Raw genomic sequence first — 17222 nt, 5'->3', positions numbered from 1 at the left:
TCATTCGCTATAACAACTATAATACCTTAAAAATACTTAAAAGGATTACGACATTCGTTTATCCTTATTAAAGCTTGGTGGAAATAAAGGAAGAATTATATGGCGACATCGCACACTCGCGCGAAGCTTCCAGCCAACCCCACATTGAAAGAAATAAACTGGTACAAAAAACAGTTGAATTGGGGAGAGTTGCCACCGTTTTATCATATGGTGTCTCAAAGCTTGAGCGAGTCAGAAAACTTGCTAGAGCATGGTTTCGATACGGCAATTAAACGTATTTTGGACAAGCGTAACTGGAATCTAAAGGCATTAGGTGGACAAGCCGACGAAAATGGCATCATTCGTTGTGACAACAAACCCCACATCGGCCTGCAGCAGGTATTTACAGAGCGCGGTTATGAACTCAAAGCATTTGCCTATGACGGCGACAAGCCAATAAAGCACTACGTCCGAGATGATCCCAAAATGGAATTTGACGTGTGGGAACCCGCCACGATGGAAAATGTGATTCGAATTGGTCAATTACATAAGTTTATTGCATTCTATTTCGGCAATGGCGATGATGCTGATAAGGCGCTCATTCTCCACGCACATAAAGTTGTACATAACACCGTAGAATTATTACGAAATGAAGTGAACGTTCGCAGCTTTAGTGGTGTCTCAATCAAAGAGTTCTACCACATGTGCGACAAGAACCAGGGAAAGCAGGACTTTGATTTGGCGATTTCGCGCATGATCCAAATAGACGATACATACCGCAAGGAATAATATGCTATTTAAACGTATGTTGTTGTGCTGTGTCATATTGAGCACAACGTTTATACCAGCACAAGCAAAGAGCAGTTTTGAGTTACCAGATTTAGGCACTTCCGCACTCCAGGCTTTACCGCTAGAAAAAGAACGCGCAATAGGTGAAGTCATGATGATGCAAGTTCGTGGCACATCACCCGTTGTTGATGACCCTGTATTGAATGAGTACTTGAGCACCTTAGGCAATAAACTTGTATCTCACGCCAATGACGTGCGTTTTCCATTTTCATTTTTCTTAATTGATAACCCAGAGATAAACGCTTTCGCATTTTATGGTGGTCATGTGGGCGTGCACACAGGGTTAATTTCACAAGCCGACAATGAAAGTCAATTAGCCTCCGTTATCGGCCACGAAATTGCACACGTAACGCAAAGACACTTAGCCCGCCGCTTGCAACAACAGCAAGATAACTCAGGCTTAACGATCGCAGGTATGATTGCCGGTTTGCTGGCAACGCTGGTCTCACCTGATGCTGGCTTAGCCATTATTTCCGGCACCCAAACCCAATCGGCGCTAAGCCAGTTAACTCACAGTCGCGGAGCGGAACAAGAAGCAGACCGTATTGGCATGCGCACGCTTTATGACGCAGGGTTTGACCCAAAGGAATCGGGCGAGTTTCTTACCAAACTGTCAGCACAATTACGCTACAAACAAAAACCCCCCGTATTTTTATTGACTCACCCATTACCACAAAGCCGAGTCAGTGATGTACGATTACGCGCTCAGCAATATGAAACACGTCAGTATGCAGATAGTCTATCTTTCCAATTAGCCAAAGCGCGGGTGATTGCACGCTATGGGAGCGACAGTGAGCATGCTGAAAACGAATTTCGAAAACTGCTAAAACACAATAGCTTTGGTGATACCTCTGCATTACGATATGGCTTAGTACTGGCGTTAATAGACCAAAAAAAGTACTCATCCGCTAAACCAATTCTCGATGAATTGCTTGATGCCTCACCCGATAACCTGTTCTACCTAGATACACTCACTGATTATTATGTGGGATTAGGTGAGCCACAAAAGGCGGTTGAACACCTGGCTCCTTTTCATCAATTACGACCTAACAATCAAGTTATCACGCTCAACTATGCCCATGCAGCTATTGAAGCGAAAGATTATGAGTTAGCGAAGGAGCTACTGCGTAGTTTTGCGCTCGAAAAGCCGGAGCATTTCCTTGCAAAGCAACTGCTAACAGACACATACAAACACCAAGATGATAAAGCGGCATACCATGAAGCGAACGCTGATTTAATGGCTCAAGTAGGCGCTTACATGAAAGCGGCTGATGAAGTACAAAAAGCGCTTAATTTTATCGAACCCAATGAAGCAATTAAGCAAAAGCGCCTAAAAGCGTTACTCGCCCAATACCGCGCTATGCAAAAAGAGTTGGCACGGATGTAAATCACGGAAGTAACTAGAAGACGTTGTGTCTGTGGTAATTGCTAGCAATGCCTGCCGACCAAGAAAAAAGGAAGCTTATGGCTTCCTTTTCCTTTAATCACATACGCTGATTTACCGCAGCACTACCCTTTGACCGCACTATCTTTTAAACTAGCGCTACAGTAAAAAATTAAGGAAGTTTTATGTCTTTAGTGATTTATCACAACCCACGTTGTTCAAAGTCTCGCCAAACCCTAGAGCTAATCGAAGAAAAAGGTGCGAATGTAGCAGTCATCAAATACCTCGATGAAACACCCAGTGTTACCGAGCTAGCAGAATTGGTTAAAAAATTAGGCTTTACTTCCGCTCGTGAGCTGATGCGCACTAAAGAAGACATTTACAAAGAACTTGACCTTAAAAACGAACATGACGAGCAAGCATTACTCAATGCTATGCACGCCAATCCAAAATTAATTGAACGTCCAATTGTGGTTAAAGGTAACAAAGCAGTGCTGGGTCGCCCACCTGAAAATGCGCTGGAGCTCATTTAATGGCACCCATTTTAGTGCTTTACCACAGTCGCAGTGGCAGTGTAAGAGCACTGGCTGAGGAAATTGCCGATAGCATTGAGGCACAAGGCACAGATGTCTGGCTGCGGTGTGTCACAGATGATGGCGAACATCCTAAAGCATCAAAAGATGAGTTATCTAAGTGCTCAGCATTGGCATTCGGCACACCAACACGATTCGGTTCTATGGCCTCGCAAGCCAAACTGTTTTGGGAGCAAAGCAGTGATTTGTGGCTAAGAGGCGAGCTGATCGACAAGCCAGCATGTGTATTTACATCGACCAGCAGTATGCACGGCGGTAATGAGGCAACCTTGCTCGATTTAAGCTTACCACTTTTGCACCACGGTATGGTGCTTGTTGGCGTGCCTTATGACGTACCCGCACTCAATGCAACAACCACCGGCGGCGCTCCGTACGGAGCGAGTCATGTGTCTGGTTTGGATAACAACACCCAATTAAGCTCTGAAGAAAAACAAATTTGCCAAGCACTCGGTAGGCGTCTGGCAAGTTTAGCGAGAAAGTTAAATGACTAATACAGCAAAGAAACCGATCACTAAACGTTTTCAAGTAGCTGCCCTTGTCGGCTACTTTGGATTGTTAGTTTTGATGCCTTTATGGCTTTTCGTGCTCTCGCCAAGAGACGACTACAGTTTTGCTTTCACCTTTTGTTTGTACATTGTGCCGTTGTTGTTACCCTTAAAAGGCATCATACAAGACAAGCCTTATACCTACGCGTGGGCCAACTTCATTGTGATGATCTACTTCATCCATGGTCTAACCTTACTTTGGGTCAGCCCAGATGAGCGCCTTTGGGTGGTATTAGAGCTTGTATTTGCATCGTGTATGTTCATAGGCTGCACCTATTATGCTCGTCATCGCGGTCAAGAATTGGGATTAAAAGTTGGCAAGTTAAAAGATGATTTGGCTAACGAAAAAGCAGCGCAAGAGTATCACCGCCTAAATAACAGTGATGAGTAGTAAATACGCCATCCACCTGATTTAACTAAAAATGCCGAATAGAGATATTCGGCATTTTTAGTTTAGCGATTATTCTTAGTGTGGAAATAGTTAGACTATCCGCCCAACTGACTAATAAATGCCAGTGCCACGACGCTTAACAAAGCAATCTGGGCAACCAATGACATCATTGAACCAAAACGCAGTAATCCCAAACCAAATGGGTGGCGGATATGCGGGTATAACGCACAGCGTTTTAAGCTAATCGCAAAGAAAATCGCCACCACCGACAGCAAGGTGAATAACAAGGTCAGTTCACTTTTAAATTCTATTGAGTCATCAAAGAAGAAGAACAATTGCAACGGCAACAACAACATCACGATGGCATGTAACACATGCACTTTAGCAATGCGCATGTACTGTCCATCGGGTGACAACTCTTTAATGCCAAACTCGCGTTCCATAAGTCGTACTAGCGATTTGCGATTGCGCTCCACCGCATAGCGATAACAACTTAAGCCATCATCATTTTTGGCGTGGAAATATGCGCCTGAACGAAGCAGCAAAGACAAACATTGTGCGTTGTCAGCATTCACAGCATAGTGCAAAGCGTTATTACCCTTACTGTCTTTAGCATCGATTGCCGCTTCTTTAAGAAGCGCCTCCACAACACTGACAAAGCCCTGCTCTGCCGCCAACATCAACGCGGTTTGTCCTTCATCATTAGCCACAGAGCCATTGGCGCCTTGCTCGATAAAGCGCAGTGCCATACTTTGTTTCGCTTGCGCACTTTGCAGGTGAGATAACAAAGCTTGTTCGAGAAGTAGCTGAAGGTTACCTTCATCTGAGATTGCTTGTAGTAAAGTAAAGCAATCATTGCCGTTGACCAGCTCGGCTTTGGTGTCGTCCAACAAACCTGCTAAGTCAGCAGCACACTGAGGTAAAAATGGCGCGAATTTATTTCTAAAATCCACTTCCTGCCACAGCGTTAAAATATCTTGGCTATTGAGTTTTACTTCACGCTCAAGCAACATTTCCAGCAACGAAAAATAGCGCTGTTCAAACAGCAATCGTGCCAAAGACAACGGCGATTCAATTGCAATTTGCGCATTGATATCAGCGTATTGCGCTAAGCGCTCTAACAGCAATTCGCTAATTTGCTCAGCCGTGTATTCGTTGCTGACAAAGTACTCTTTTGCCGCTTGAATGTAATGCAAAGCTTGCTCGTTAAAGTCACTGATATGCTGAAAAGTACATTCTTCAAACGGCTCACGAGGTTGTAGCCAGATCAAATAATAAATGGGTGGCAGCGTTGTGCTACTTACATTTTCTTCAATCCTTGTACTGCAGGTTGGCCATGCTTCGAGGGCATCGAGTATGAAGGCGCCGTTTTGCTCAATGAGACCTTTGAGTAATAACGGGTATTGTTCCGGCCAGATGAGTACCTTTTCCATTAACTGTGAAGACTCCACTAAATCGTTCTAAAAGTTGCGTTGCAACGATAAACTCAGTTATAAAGGGCGCTCCCTTACCCTTCACTTAATATTAACGGATACTGCAATGCAAACTTGGCATATCATCCTTATCATCGCCCTAGTATTGGGGGTAATTTGGAGCAATATCGCGCTGTTAAAATATTCAGCTAGAATGGACTTCAAAAAGTTTAACCAAGATCCCATTGAGAAGGCAAAGCGCAACCTTGAAGAAAAGGCGCGCAATGAACAATCAGAATCTGATGAAAATAATTAAGCCACCAGCCAATTAGCCATCAACGTAATAATTGGTAAGCTAATTAATGTTCTTAAAATAAAAATCAAAAACAATTCGAAAATGTTCACTGGGATCTTACTCCCAAGCAACAACGCGCCCACTTCCGACATATAAATTAGCTGGGTTACACTCATCGCAGCAATAATGAAACGCGTCACTTCGCTGTCGATGTTAGACGCAGCCAAGATAGACGGAATGAACATGTCGGCAAATCCAACTACGATGGTTTCTGATGCTTTCACCGCTTCAGGCACACCTAAAAACTCTAAATAAGGAATGAATGGTTTACCTAGCCATTGGAATACCGTGGTGTGCTCGGAAATTAACAATGCAAACGTACCCACAGCCATAACCACAGGTAACACCGCGAAGACCATATCTAACGCGTTATGCAAGCCTTCTTCACATGTGCCTTTCACGCCCTTTGCATGTCGTGCTTTATCAAGCGCCATATCGATTGACTGACGCCACAAGCTTTTATTTTCTGGTACTGACTCGTTGTCATGACTTAACGTGTCACCATCAATGTAAACATGCTTTTTCAAACTCAGTGGTGGAATGCGCGGTAAAATCAACGCACACACAACACCGGCCAAACATACAGTTAAGTAAAATGGTGCAAACAAATGCTCCAACCCTACTTGGCCGATAACCACAAAACAGAACGTGATAGATACAGCAGAAAAAGTGGTGCCGATAATGGCTGCTTCTTTTTGGGTGTAATGCTTTTCTTCATACTGTCGAGCAGTCATTAAGATACCGACACTGCCATCGCCCAGCCATGACGCGGCACAGTTAACCGCACTTCGACCAGGCACACCAAACAAAGGGTGCATGATTTTTGTGAACAAAGTGCCTACAAGTTCAAGTAAACCGAAGTTAAGCAATAAAGGCAGTAAGAAGCCAGCAAGGATAAACACGCTCAATAGCAATGGTAATAGCTCTACTAACACAAATGCGCCAGTTGCTTCAGAATAAATCGCTTCATGACCAATCTGAAAATAAGTCATAACCACAAACACCATGCCAATCAAACGCACCACTAACCAAGTTGGCGTTACTACGAATAGATGTCTCAGCAATGGTTTATCGAACAATGCCTTAGGCTGAACCACCGTCATCAATAACGACATGATTGCTGTGATGCTAATGATAATAAGCAACAAAGTGTTGGAGATAGGTGCTACTGACTGGCGCAGCATATCCGCTAATATCGCCACAGTGATCTTAATCTGACCATCCCATGGAATCGGGATCATGAATAAGAACACACCAATAAGTGACGGTATAATAAACGTCAGTAATGTACTGACTATCGAACGGGGCTGGCTTGTTGTCATAGTTATATACTTTTTTTAGTTTTAATAATGGATGTATGTAACGCCTCAAAAGCAAAAAAGGAAAAGAGCTACCACCCTTTCCCTTTTTTTACCTAATGCTGACGCTAGATCTGAATGCCTCGAGTGCGCAATGCTGCAACTAGCGCTTGCTGAAGGTCATTCATAGTGCCCGGCTCAAGTACTTCGCCGTCTTTATCCATCCAAGTAATGCTTGTACCACCTGCGTTCGCTGGGCTTACAACAATTTGATATTGGCCATTTTCTAGCGGCAACTGCATGGTTTCTTCACCCCAAATAGAGTCCCATACACTGCTTTCAGGCTTTTCATAATCAGCTAAAATAGTGCCTTTGTCTTGGTCTACCTCAATAATCGTAAATTGTAGACGCTCTAAGAAATTACCAAAACGCTCAAAAACAACATCTGATCCCTGTTCCGTCATCAGTGCGGCATTGCCTTTGTTATCAAAACCGAGTTCTAACGAAATAACACCTTGGCGCTGACGCAAGTCCACTTGCAATTGGCGATAGCGGTAGTCAAATTCTGCAATTGCGGCATTCAATGCGCGCGTCTCCAGTCGCTGCTGTAGCAGTGGCGTAAGTGGCACTGACTTAGAGCGATAATCAACAAGCTGCGCTTTTAGTGCAGCAGTGCGTTGGTGTTCCTTTTCCTCAATGATGTATTTATAACGTTGTTCAGCAACGATTTCGTCGTCCCACAACCAACCTTCTTCCACACGAACGATCGACACCCAATCACTTTCAATGGTGCCGTTGGCTTTGTCTGCATTAGTCGCGCTAATATTGTAATCGTCAAATACAGCTTCGACTGACCCAAAAATGAAATCGCTCAAATCTTCGATGCCATCATTTTTATCGAAGTAAACGCGTACTTCTTTGTCATTTTCTTCAATCCAGCTGCCTTGCGCGATGGGCATAACTTGCATCGGTGGCTTAACCGCCTTCGCATCTTCGCTGTTATCGTAAGTCGCCACGTCCATCGTATACGTTGGGTCTTGGCGCGGAGCATCGAGTCCCTCAGGTGTAATTACTGGTTTGTTTGCTTGATAGTTACGTTTGTGATGCGCGTCGTTGGTGAAAATGCCGCATCCACTTAAAGTTACTAAGGCACTTAACATCAATGCTTTAGGGATCCAATACTGCACGTTGTAATTCTCCTATACTCACCCTTATTATTGTACGGACTTTGAGTCGGTGAGTCGTAATTGGTTCAGTGTCAGATGCAACTTAATGCGCACTCTGCCAGTATTTGATTACGGCAAAAGCGTTAAACCTTTGTATCGACACCCAGTCCACCACGGTGTGCACACTCGCAGTGGGTCAAAAGTTTTAGCTATGGTACTTTTACACGGGTTTAAAAACAAGAATGTCACAGTGGAAAAGGCGATAAACCTGCACTTCGGCAAAAGTTGCGCTTTAAAACCGCAAATATGCTACACTGCGCGGCCAACAAATTGTTTTCTCGTAATAAGGGTGCCTCACATGGTCGAACTGGCCAAACAACAATTAGTGATCACAGCAATTGGTGAAGACCAAGCGGGCGTAGTCAGCGCTTTGACGCAATTGGTCAGTGACTGTCATTGTAATATCACCGACAGCCGTATCGCTATTTTAGGCAACGAGTTAACATTTATTATGTTGCTCAACGGTGATATGGCTGCAATTAGCCGTGTAGAACATTTGTTGCCAAATAAAGGAATGGAGCTGGGTCTTCTTACTATGATGAAGCGCACTTCCTCTCATACTGAAGAGCAGTTTGGCGGCGGCTATACACTTGAGTATGTGGGCATAGATACACCGGGTACACTGAGTCAGATTACCGGCTATTTTGCTGAAAATAACATCAGCATATGCTCACTAAAGTCAGATACTTACGAGCAAGAAGACACCCTTCAAATGCGTTGTGAGTTGGAGTTCAATGTTCCTCAAGAGCTCGACATTGACGCATTCAAAGTTTCTTTCGAAGCTTTGTCACAGCGCTTAGACATTGACTATATCTTTAGAAGAATCAGATAAGGAACTCGTTATGAACACCTTGCAAGCAGGCGATAACGCGCCATTATTTACACTTGAAGATCAAAATGGCGAGAGTGTGAGCTTAGAAGCCTTGTTGAAAGACCAGCAAGTACTTGTGTATTTTTATCCTAAAGCGTTAACCCCTGGTTGTACTGTTCAAGCAGAGCAATTACGTGACCACAAAGCTGAGCTAGCAAAGTTGAATACTGTCGCTGTGGGTATCAGCCCAGATCCGGTTAAAAAACTAAAGAATTTTGAGACCAAAAAAGAGCTCAACTTTCAGTTGCTCAGTGATGAAGACCACAAAGTCGCAGATGACTTTGGTGTCTGGGGCTTAAAGAAATTCATGGGTAAAGAATATGACGGCATTCACCGTATCAGCTTCTTAATCTCTCAAGATGGTAAGGTGAAACATGTATTCAACAAGTTTAAAACTAAAGACCATCACCAAGTCGTTATTGATTATTTAACTGAGAATAACTAACAACAAAGCGGCTTATAGCCGCTTTTTTTGTACCACGTCATCAACATCTGGGTTAGTTGATGCCAATGTATTTATGTACTTGAATAGACAAACGCCAGTTTTTCTTAATACAGGTATCAATCGCCAACTTGGTCGCTTTCGCCTTTTGACTGATAGGCTGAAGGTACACCAGCTTAGGTGAAACCCCCGTCGAATCAAACAAAGCTTCAAGCTCATCAATGTGCTTTTGCATGGCCACTGGATGCTTTATTTCGTCCGCTCGTTGCATGGCACTTGCTAACACTTCATAACCACCACGCATGTTAATTTTTGGCGATACTGTGACCCAGGTTTGCGCTGGCGCTTTAATTTCAAATGTACCACTGGTCTCAATTTGAGTGGTGTATCCGTTGTTGTGTAACAACTCGCACAACGGCACCAAGTCAAACAAACAAGGTTCACCACCCGTAATAACGACGTGTTTTGCGTTGTAGCCACGGGTGTTAAATGCCGCTAGCACATCCTCAGCCGATGCATTAGCCCAATGCTCAGAGTCAGCCTTTTTTTCTAACGTTTGTTCCAGTGAAACGATAAATGTGTCTTTCGCTTCCCAAGTTTGCTTGGTATCACACCAAGCACAACCTACAGGACACCCTTGAAGGCGAACAAAAATCGCTGGCGTTCCTGTGTAACTGGCTTCGCCTTGGATGGTTTCAAATATTTCGTTAATTTGGTACAAAAATCTAACCTACTGCTAATACTGTATATCGACTATTCACATAAGCCGCCATTAACATGGCGAAAAATTGTGATTTGGCTACAAACCCTGTAGTATACCGCGCCCTAACGTAAACCTCTATTGATGATTATAAGGCTAACAGATAAATGGCAGAAAAGGTCGTTGTAATATACTCAGGTGGCATGGATTCATTTACCGTGCTGAACAAAGCGCTTCGCCAAGGCCACGAAGTCTATGCTCTATCATTCAATTATGGTCAGCGCCATGTCAAAGAGCTCGAAGTGGCTAAATCTGTGTGTGAAGACCTCGGCGTTAATCACAAAATTGTCGATATCTCGGCAATCAATCAGCTGATCGGTGGTTCATCTTTAACGGACGACATAGATGTTCCAGAGGGCCATTACGAAGAAGAGAGCATGAAGAGCACGATTGTGCCAAATCGTAATATGATTTTGCTTTCTCTTGCCGTGGGTTATGCTGTTTCATTAAAAGCGTCGAAAGTATTTTATGGTGCACACTCAGGAGACCATGCCATCTACCCTGATTGTCGCCCCGAATTCGTTAAAAAAATGGACGATGTGTGCCGTATCGCTAATTACGATGAAGTAGAGATTGTCTGCCCTTACCTTGATAATAATAAAATTGACATTCTTACTGATGGACTAAAGATGGGTTTGGACTATAGCAACACTTGGACGTGCTACAACGGACGAGAAAAAGCCTGTGGCAAATGCGGTGCGTGTCAGGAGCGTTTAGAAGCGTTCGCATTAAATAAAGCCATCGACCCAATTCCATACGAATCCTAAGAAATCCCCCCTTTGTGTGCCATTGGCTTTGTCCAGTGGCTCAACTACATTTAGTGGTTATACTTAATATTAAATTGCTAAAGTAGTTAATAATATGCTTATATACCTGATATTGCTGCTCATTCTAGTTTGTGTGGTCGTATGTTTAGTGAGTCTGAATACTCGCAGTAAATATGCACAACAATTGCAGGAGCTCACTAACCAACAAACACAAACGACACAAAACTTCTCGTCTCTTCAACAACAATGTATGGCATTAACGGAACGCGTACAGGTGTTAGAAGCCATCGTCACCGACAAGGGGTTTAGCGTGGAGCAGGAAATTAGTAATTTATAACTCTAACTAAGAAAGCGCGACGCGAATGAAAATCAGGTCAAAACATCTGCTGTTAGTTTTGAGTGTACTGTATATCAGTGCGTCAATTTTTATCGTCGAGTTTTTCTCTAATCTTTATCAGCAAAAAGAAATTGCCGAAGAACAAGAGTATTTAGCAAAACAAGTCGCACTGATGCGTGCAAAAGTCGAAACGACTGTATTTCAAGAAGTGTTTGCTGCCAACAGTATCGTCATTATTGCCAATCTAGACAAAGAGTTTACCATTAAGAATTGGCACAACATTACCTCCGCTCTGACAGGTAACTCCAACTTAGTTCGAAATATTGCGCTGGCACCCAACAATGTTATCCAGTATGTACATCCTTTTGAAGGTAATGAGCGTGCGATTGGGTTTGATTACCGAACGAACGCGGAACAACTTGCAACGGTCGAAAAAGCACGCCTATCTAAAAATGTATTTATCGCAGGACCGCTTGAACTAGTACAAGGCGGCACCGCGTTGATCGTTCGTTACCCATTGTTCACAGAAATAACCAACCCAGAGACTTATTGGGGCACATTAAGCGTAGTGCTGGACGCAAACAGCTTGTACCAACTGCTTGAACTGGAGCAACAGGGCAATATTACGTATGCCTTGAAAGGTATTGATGGCCAAGGAATAGATGGGCCGCTATTTTTCGGAAAAGAAGAAACGTTCACGTACGCCGACACCGTACTTAGCGTGCAAATCCCTAGTGGCGAATGGGCCCTCGCTGCAAAGTATGGAGAAAGTGAACGGGCACTGTCGCATGCCAATACCATACGTCTGGTAGGCGCTACGGTGAGTCTAATTTTGTACTTTTCAGTGTTGTCTTTGGCTCGCGCCTATTATTTGGTTAAAGCCACCTCATTACAGGACGACCTGACACATTTGGCTAACCGCCGCTCAATCATGCAACGGTTACAAGTTTTGACTAAAGACTCAAAATCGACCAAACACTTTGCGATTATCAATATCGATTTAAATGACTTTAAATCGGTTAACGACAGCTATGGGCATGATACGGGTGACGCTCTATTGGTTCATGTCGCGAACGAATTAGATGAACAACTCAGAGACACAGATATAGTCGCTCGACTAGGTGGTGACGAATTTTTGATCCTGTTACATCGAGTAAAAGATGAGGAGCAAGTGGTCGCTATCGTAGAAAAACTCCGAGAACATATGGCGCAAACGCCACTGCACTTCAAAGGTCATGAAGTGTATGCATCATTAAGTTTTGGTTACAGCTGCAATAGTGAGCTAACACTTGATTTGGAGAACCTATTAAGCGAAGCGGATGCTCGCATGTATGAGGATAAGCGGCGACAAAAATCCGCCGCGACACAATAGTCTAGCTATTAATCAGTTGCTGCTGCAAAGCGTGTACTTCATCTCGCACTTTGGCCGCTTTTTCAAATTCCAGTTCTCTGGCAAATTCATGCATTTGCGATTCTAAGCGAGAAATTTCTTTCGCCAATTGCTCTGCATTCATCGCGCTGGCCTTAGCAGGCTTCGCGGTTGCTTTGCGTGCACTGGATGTCTGTTTCGGTGAGTCGCCTGTGTCCATCACATCCGTGATGCGTTTTTTCAGCGCTTGCGGTGTTATGCCATGCGCTTCATTGTGAGCAATTTGCTTTTCACGACGTCGATTCGTTTCATCAATTGCTTGTCGCATGGAACGTGTAACTACATCTCCGTATAGAATAGCCTTACCGTTAATATGTCGCGCTGCACGACCAATGGTCTGGATAAGCGAGCGCGCCGAACGCAAGAAGCCTTCCTTATCTGCATCCAAAATAGCGACTAAAGAGACCTCTGGCATGTCCAAGCCTTCTCGTAATAAGTTGATTCCAACCAATACGTCAAACACACCCGCACGCAAATCGCGAATTATCTCCATCCGCTCAACTGTATCTATATCGCTGTGCAAGTAGCGCACTTTAACATCATGATCGCCCAAGTAATCGGTCAAATCTTCCGCCATGCGTTTAGTTAAAGTGGTCACCAGTACGCGTTCGTCAATGTCCACACGCTTGTATATTTCTGATAATAAATCATCAACTTGCGTGCTAACTGGGCGAACTTCTATTTCTGGGTCAACAAGACCTGTTGGGCGAATTACCTGTTCAGCCACCTCGCCCGCTGATTTATTGAGTTCGTAGTCACCTGGTGTTGCCGACACATAAATCGTTTGTGGCATGATGGACTCAAACTCTTCAAATTTAAGTGGGCGATTGTCCATGGCTGAAGGCAAACGGAATCCATACTCAACTAAGTTTTCTTTACGTGAACGGTCACCTTTGTACATAGCGCCAATTTGCGACACGGTGACATGGGATTCATCAATGATCATCAATGCGTCATCAGGCAAGTAATCGAGCAGTGTCGGCGGTGGCTCGCCTGGTGCTCGTCCTGATAGGTATCGGCTGTAGTTTTCGATACCGGAGCAATAGCCAAGCTCTTGCATCATTTCAATATCGTATTGGGTGCGCTGTGCCACGCGTTGCTCTTCTATTAAACGATTGGCGTCAAGCAACTGCTGACGACGGTCTTTGAGTTCAACTTTGATGTTGTCGATGGCACCTAAGATTTTTTCCCGAGGCGTCACGTAGTGTGTTTTCGGATAGATAGTGGCACGAACCAAATTTTTCTCTACGTGCCCAGTCAATGGGTCAAACAAGCTTAATCGTTCAATTTCATCGTCAAACATTTCTACACGCACGGCGATATCATCAGATTCAGCAGGGAAAATGTCGATAACTTCTCCACGCACTCGATAAGTACCACGGCTAAAGTCAATATCATTGCGTATATATTGTAGCTCCGCGAGGCGGCGCAGCATGTCACGCTGGTCTACGGTATCGCCGACTTTAAGCAACAGCATCATCTTCATGTAAGAATCAGGGTCACCCAGACCATAAATAGCTGACACCGATGCCACAATCACGACATCACGACGCTCCAGCAACGCTTTGGTCGCTGACAAGCGCATCTGCTCTATGTGTTCATTGATAGAGGCATCTTTTTCAATAAAGGTGTCGCTGGCAACCACATAGGCTTCTGGTTGATAGTAGTCGTAATACGAAACGAAATATTCCACGGCGTTATGTGGGAAAAACTCTTTCATCTCGCCGTATAATTGTGCGGCCAAGGTCTTGTTGTGCGCCATGATGATAGTAGGACGGTTTAAGGTCGAGATGATATTCGCCATAGTAAACGTTTTGCCCGTCCCCGTGGCTCCAAGGAGCGTTTGGTGAGCAAGGCCCGCCTCGAGGCCATCGACCAATTGGGCAATCGCTGTGGGTTGATCACCCGCTGGGGAATAACTTGATTTTAATTCAAACACATCTTTCATTATGTCGCCTCTTGAGGTTCGACCTCAGTACACTTAAGCCCTTGCGAAAACCAATAATACGCAATGATTGCTGTGAACAGATTACCAATGGCTGCACCAACAAATAAACCTTCGAGGTCAGCCAGCAAACTGCCGACATAGGCAATGGGTACATAAAATACAAACAAGCGTATTACGCTCAGTGCCAACGCGTTCATTGGTTTATGAACAGCATTAAAAGATGAATTTGTAAGAATAATCACCCCTTGCAATCCATAAGTAAGCGGCAGGATGTACATAAACAGCTTAATTAAATCGCGGACGTTGTCGTCGTCAGCAAACGCATTTGCGATAAGTGGTGCCACTGCTATTAGGACTAAATAAATAAAGAACTGCCAAATCATTACAAACTTGAGCGTTTGCTGATAGGCCTCCTTCACACGCTCTTTTTTTCCTGCACCGAAATTTTGGCTAATAAAAGGCGGCAAGGTCATCGATAATGCCAACACCACAAGTGACGCTATCGACTCAATACGGCTGCCTACCCCGAACGCGGCTACCGCTGGCGCGCCAAAGTGAGCAACAATCGCAGTCATCACAGCCATTGCCAATGGAGTCAACATATTTGCCCCCGCAGCCGGCAGGCCGATTTTCAAAATCTTTCTGATAGCGTTTGAGTAAGTCTGTTTTGCGCAGCGCAAACTGATGAGCTGGCGTTGCACTATTAATATATACAAAATAGCCACGACACCAATGATCCAAGAAATAGCACTGGCAATGGCTGCACCTTGTACCCCCATAGGTTCGATTGGACCAAATCCAAAAATCAAAATAGGGTCAAGTATTGCGTTGACTAGACCTGAAGCGCCCATAACTATACTGGGGTTTTTGTGTCGCCATTCGCTCTCAGCACTGAGTTACCTATCATAGGAGTAACAAGCAACACACTCGCTAAGAACCACACGCCCATGTATTCGTGAATAACCACGAGTAAATGTGGCTGTGCACCCAAGAGTAAAAAAATCTCATCAATGAAGATAAAGCCGACAATTGACAATGCAGTTACCATTACTGCCGACATCGCAATTGCGACCCCTCCATGAAAACGAGCTTGGCTCTGACTCCCCGATCCCAATTCGGTGGCAATAACAGCTGACGTACCAATACCCAATCCTATGGCTAGGCTAATTACGGTAAAGGTAACTGGAAACGTAAAACTAATTGCAGCCAACGGCTCAGTGCCTAGCATACTGATGAAGAAGGTGTCGACTAGATTAAACAGCATTAAGAAAATCATACCGAAGATCATGGGGATGGTCATCTTGCGCAATGTAGGCACGATAGGAGCAGAGAGGATCATTGATGATTCGGCTTTTGCCATGACAACACTTATTTGCTGTTTGAGTGAAGGTCTATTCTAAAGCATCCGTGCATCCCCTTCCATGGTTAATTGGCGCATAAAAAATGTTCATTTCTCGTATTTGGATAATTTTTCAAGGTGAAAGCACTCAAAAAACAATTAATTTACACCTTTGAAACACACTTGTTGAATAGTGCTTTATTTTTGCACAGCAGAAAAAATCCTGTGGGCAAACACATTATAAAAAACATTTCTTTAGTAACTTTTAAGAATAAACACGTAACCACTTGTTTTTTATTGAAAATATATTTTACACAGAACCCCTTGCATTATGCTTAACCGCTTGTCGGAGCCTGATTTCTCTGCATTCTCAACATTCATAAACAGAGTTATCCACAGATTTCGTGGATAAGTTAACCGAGCCCTTTAAATATAAGGGATTACACAATATCAGAAAAAAGTAATGCACTATCAACTCCGACGCCTAAGCAAACTACATGCAAATTACTCATCATTTAAATCTGATTAAGTACTTGATAGTTAGGCAAGACGTACAAAAATACAGCGTTTAGCTTGCGTGATTATATGTGCATACCCAATAAAGTTAAGAATTTCGCTTGCTTTACAATCAATTTGAGTGAAAAAACGGCGAACGAGCTGTTTTTTTTATTTTTGCGAGTTTTATTAGTTGACACTAAGGGGTGTCGTCATTAATATTTCGCCCCGTTGAGAGACAGGCGCTTCCCCCTTAGCTCAGTTGGTTAGAGCGACGGACTGTTAATCCGCAGGTCCCCCGTTCGAGTCGGGGAGGGGGAGCCAAATATCTTTCAGCACTTAGGTTGTTCCCCCTTAGCTCAGTTGGTTAGAGCGACGGACTGTTAATCCGCAGGTCCCCCGTTCGAGTCGGGGAGGGGGAGCCACTTCCTAAGACGTAATTGTTCCCCCTTAGCTCAGTTGGTTAGAGCGACGGACTGTTAATCCGCAGGTCCCCCGTTCGAGTCGGGGAGGGGGAGCCAACTACGCTCCTAAATCTATCTAAATAAAGCACCTATTCCCTAGACATCACTCCGTGAGTGAACTACTCTTCTTCTATATTTCTGTTTAGATTCAACACAATACTAAATGTAATTCATTCCCCTGTTTTATAACAAATTGTATCAATGCATTGTCATATTCATGCTGCTGGTTAATAATGCGCACTTGATTCATGACGATAAGCCGTTGTGAATTCAGGGAATTTTTACGGATAACGCTTCAAACACTAAGAAGTATAAACAAACTCGCGTAGTTTCCGAGT

General features: G+C 43.9%; 16 protein-coding genes, 3 tRNA genes and 1 pseudogene. 14 read left to right on the top strand and 6 right to left on the bottom strand.

Annotated features, from left to right (window positions below):
* Window positions 1-99 precede the first annotated feature (99 nt).
* The 5 genes from ACH19P_RS16985 to ACH19P_RS16965 all read left to right on the top strand — a co-directional run bounded on the left by ACH19P_RS16985 (window position 100) and on the right by ACH19P_RS16965 (window position 3741).
* A complete protein-coding gene (locus tag ACH19P_RS16985) occupies window positions 100-768 on the top strand; it encodes a hypothetical protein (RefSeq protein WP_462159792.1) in 669 nt (222 codons plus the stop codon).
* Window position 769: 1 nt separating this feature from the next.
* A complete protein-coding gene (gene bepA, locus ACH19P_RS16980) occupies window positions 770-2215 on the top strand; it encodes a beta-barrel assembly-enhancing protease (RefSeq protein WP_462159791.1) in 1446 nt (481 codons plus the stop codon).
* Window positions 2216-2397: 182 nt separating this feature from the next.
* Window positions 2398-2745, top strand: a complete 348-nt coding sequence (arsC, locus tag ACH19P_RS16975; protein ID WP_462159790.1) for an arsenate reductase (glutaredoxin) — start codon at window positions 2398-2400, stop codon at window positions 2743-2745.
* On the top strand, window positions 2745-3296 hold the full coding sequence (wrbA, locus tag ACH19P_RS16970; RefSeq protein WP_462159789.1) for an NAD(P)H:quinone oxidoreductase: 552 nt from the start codon (window positions 2745-2747) through the stop codon (window positions 3294-3296). The genes arsC and wrbA overlap by 1 nt, the downstream gene beginning before the upstream one ends.
* The gene (locus tag ACH19P_RS16965) at window positions 3289-3741 is read left to right on the top strand and encodes a DUF2069 domain-containing protein (protein ID WP_462159788.1); all 453 of its coding nucleotides are present in this window, start codon (window positions 3289-3291) and stop codon (window positions 3739-3741) included. The genes wrbA and ACH19P_RS16965 overlap by 8 nt, the downstream gene beginning before the upstream one ends.
* 95 nt (window positions 3742-3836) lie before the next feature.
* On the opposite strand, the gene ACH19P_RS16960 is transcribed toward ACH19P_RS16965, so the two are convergent.
* Window positions 3837-5174, bottom strand: a complete 1338-nt coding sequence (locus ACH19P_RS16960; RefSeq protein WP_462159787.1) for an ankyrin repeat domain-containing protein — start codon at window positions 5172-5174, stop codon at window positions 3837-3839.
* 106 nt (window positions 5175-5280) lie between these two features.
* Between ACH19P_RS16960 and ACH19P_RS16955 the strand changes: the two genes are divergently transcribed.
* On the top strand, window positions 5281-5469 hold the full coding sequence (locus ACH19P_RS16955; protein WP_462159786.1) for a DUF2897 family protein: 189 nt from the start codon (window positions 5281-5283) through the stop codon (window positions 5467-5469).
* Here the strand turns inward: ACH19P_RS16955 and ACH19P_RS16950 are convergent.
* Together ACH19P_RS16950 and bamC are read right to left on the bottom strand one after the other, a co-directional pair.
* Window positions 5466-6830 (bottom strand): YjiH family protein, encoded by a 1365-nt coding sequence (locus ACH19P_RS16950; protein WP_462159785.1) that lies wholly within the window; start codon window positions 6828-6830, stop codon window positions 5466-5468. The two genes, ACH19P_RS16955 and ACH19P_RS16950, sit on opposite strands and share 4 nt — an antisense overlap.
* A gap of 104 nt (window positions 6831-6934) precedes the next feature.
* Complete coding sequence (bamC, locus tag ACH19P_RS16945; RefSeq protein ID WP_462159784.1) at window positions 6935-7993, bottom strand: outer membrane protein assembly factor BamC; 1059 nt, start codon at window positions 7991-7993, stop codon at window positions 6935-6937.
* A gap of 337 nt (window positions 7994-8330) precedes the next feature.
* On the opposite strand from bamC, the gene ACH19P_RS16940 reads away from it, so the two are divergent.
* On the top strand, window positions 8331-8864 hold the full coding sequence (locus ACH19P_RS16940; RefSeq protein WP_462159783.1) for a glycine cleavage system transcriptional repressor: 534 nt from the start codon (window positions 8331-8333) through the stop codon (window positions 8862-8864).
* A 10-nt stretch (window positions 8865-8874) separates the two neighbouring features.
* Window positions 8875-9348, top strand: a complete 474-nt coding sequence (gene bcp / locus ACH19P_RS16935; RefSeq protein WP_462159782.1) for a thioredoxin-dependent thiol peroxidase — start codon at window positions 8875-8877, stop codon at window positions 9346-9348.
* A gap of 52 nt (window positions 9349-9400) precedes the next feature.
* Here bcp and queE read toward each other — a convergent pair whose 3' ends face one another.
* Window positions 9401-10066 (bottom strand): 7-carboxy-7-deazaguanine synthase QueE, encoded by a 666-nt coding sequence (queE, locus tag ACH19P_RS16930; protein WP_462159780.1) that lies wholly within the window; start codon window positions 10064-10066, stop codon window positions 9401-9403.
* A gap of 146 nt (window positions 10067-10212) precedes the next feature.
* Here queE and queC point away from each other — a divergent pair, with 146 nt between their 5' ends.
* From queC to ACH19P_RS16915, 3 genes are all read left to right on the top strand, one after another.
* On the top strand, window positions 10213-10872 hold the full coding sequence (gene queC / locus ACH19P_RS16925) for a 7-cyano-7-deazaguanine synthase QueC (RefSeq protein ID WP_462159779.1): 660 nt from the start codon (window positions 10213-10215) through the stop codon (window positions 10870-10872).
* A 94-nt stretch (window positions 10873-10966) separates the two neighbouring features.
* Complete coding sequence (locus ACH19P_RS16920; protein ID WP_462159777.1) at window positions 10967-11209, top strand: hypothetical protein; 243 nt, start codon at window positions 10967-10969, stop codon at window positions 11207-11209.
* A gap of 25 nt (window positions 11210-11234) precedes the next feature.
* Entirely contained in the window at window positions 11235-12581 is a 1347-nt protein-coding gene (locus ACH19P_RS16915) for a diguanylate cyclase domain-containing protein (RefSeq protein WP_462159775.1), read from the top strand.
* A gap of 1 nt (window position 12582) precedes the next feature.
* Here the strand turns inward: ACH19P_RS16915 and uvrB are convergent, their stop codons facing one another.
* Together uvrB and ACH19P_RS16905 are read right to left on the bottom strand one after the other, a co-directional pair.
* The gene (gene uvrB, locus ACH19P_RS16910; protein WP_462159773.1) at window positions 12583-14586 is read right to left on the bottom strand and encodes an excinuclease ABC subunit UvrB; all 2004 of its coding nucleotides are present in this window, start codon (window positions 14584-14586) and stop codon (window positions 12583-12585) included.
* Window positions 14586-15946 (bottom strand): annotated as a pseudogene (locus ACH19P_RS16905) (MATE family efflux transporter). Before ACH19P_RS16905 ends, uvrB begins: the two are co-directional and overlap by 1 nt.
* A gap of 721 nt (window positions 15947-16667) precedes the next feature.
* Here ACH19P_RS16905 and ACH19P_RS16900 point away from each other — a divergent pair.
* From ACH19P_RS16900 to ACH19P_RS16890, 3 genes are all read left to right on the top strand, one after another.
* Window positions 16668-16744 (top strand) — tRNA-Asn (locus ACH19P_RS16900).
* 24 nt (window positions 16745-16768) lie between these two features.
* Window positions 16769-16845: transfer RNA gene (locus ACH19P_RS16895), tRNA-Asn, on the top strand.
* A gap of 19 nt (window positions 16846-16864) precedes the next feature.
* Window positions 16865-16941, top strand: a tRNA-Asn gene (locus ACH19P_RS16890).
* Window positions 16942-17222 lie beyond the last annotated feature (281 nt).

The organism is Pseudoalteromonas sp. GB56, from assembly GCF_054923835.1.
Note: the sequence above shows the minus strand (reverse complement) of the source record. Positions and strands in the feature narration are given on the sequence as shown.

Excerpts from the sequence above, each read along its gene's own strand:
- uvrB (WP_462159773.1), bottom strand. The coding sequence starts at position 14,586 with ATGAAAGATGTGTTTGAATTAAAATCAAGTTATTCCCCAGCGGGTGAT.
- arsC (WP_462159790.1), top strand. The coding sequence starts at position 2,398 with ATGTCTTTAGTGATTTATCACAACCCACGTTGTTCAAAGTCTCGCCAA.
- bepA (WP_462159791.1), top strand. The coding sequence starts at position 770 with ATGCTATTTAAACGTATGTTGTTGTGCTGTGTCATATTGAGCACAACG.
- ACH19P_RS16950 (WP_462159785.1), bottom strand. The coding sequence starts at position 6,830 with ATGACAACAAGCCAGCCCCGTTCGATAGTCAGTACATTACTGACGTTT.
- ACH19P_RS16965 (WP_462159788.1), top strand. The coding sequence starts at position 3,289 with ATGACTAATACAGCAAAGAAACCGATCACTAAACGTTTTCAAGTAGCT.
- bcp (WP_462159782.1), top strand. The coding sequence starts at position 8,875 with ATGAACACCTTGCAAGCAGGCGATAACGCGCCATTATTTACACTTGAA.
- ACH19P_RS16940 (WP_462159783.1), top strand. The coding sequence starts at position 8,331 with ATGGTCGAACTGGCCAAACAACAATTAGTGATCACAGCAATTGGTGAA.
- ACH19P_RS16955 (WP_462159786.1), top strand. The coding sequence starts at position 5,281 with ATGCAAACTTGGCATATCATCCTTATCATCGCCCTAGTATTGGGGGTA.
- ACH19P_RS16915 (WP_462159775.1), top strand. The coding sequence starts at position 11,235 with ATGAAAATCAGGTCAAAACATCTGCTGTTAGTTTTGAGTGTACTGTAT.
- queC (WP_462159779.1), top strand. The coding sequence starts at position 10,213 with ATGGCAGAAAAGGTCGTTGTAATATACTCAGGTGGCATGGATTCATTT.
- ACH19P_RS16920 (WP_462159777.1), top strand. The coding sequence starts at position 10,967 with ATGCTTATATACCTGATATTGCTGCTCATTCTAGTTTGTGTGGTCGTA.
- wrbA (WP_462159789.1), top strand. The coding sequence starts at position 2,745 with ATGGCACCCATTTTAGTGCTTTACCACAGTCGCAGTGGCAGTGTAAGA.
- ACH19P_RS16960 (WP_462159787.1), bottom strand. The coding sequence starts at position 5,174 with ATGGAAAAGGTACTCATCTGGCCGGAACAATACCCGTTATTACTCAAA.
- ACH19P_RS16985 (WP_462159792.1), top strand. The coding sequence starts at position 100 with ATGGCGACATCGCACACTCGCGCGAAGCTTCCAGCCAACCCCACATTG.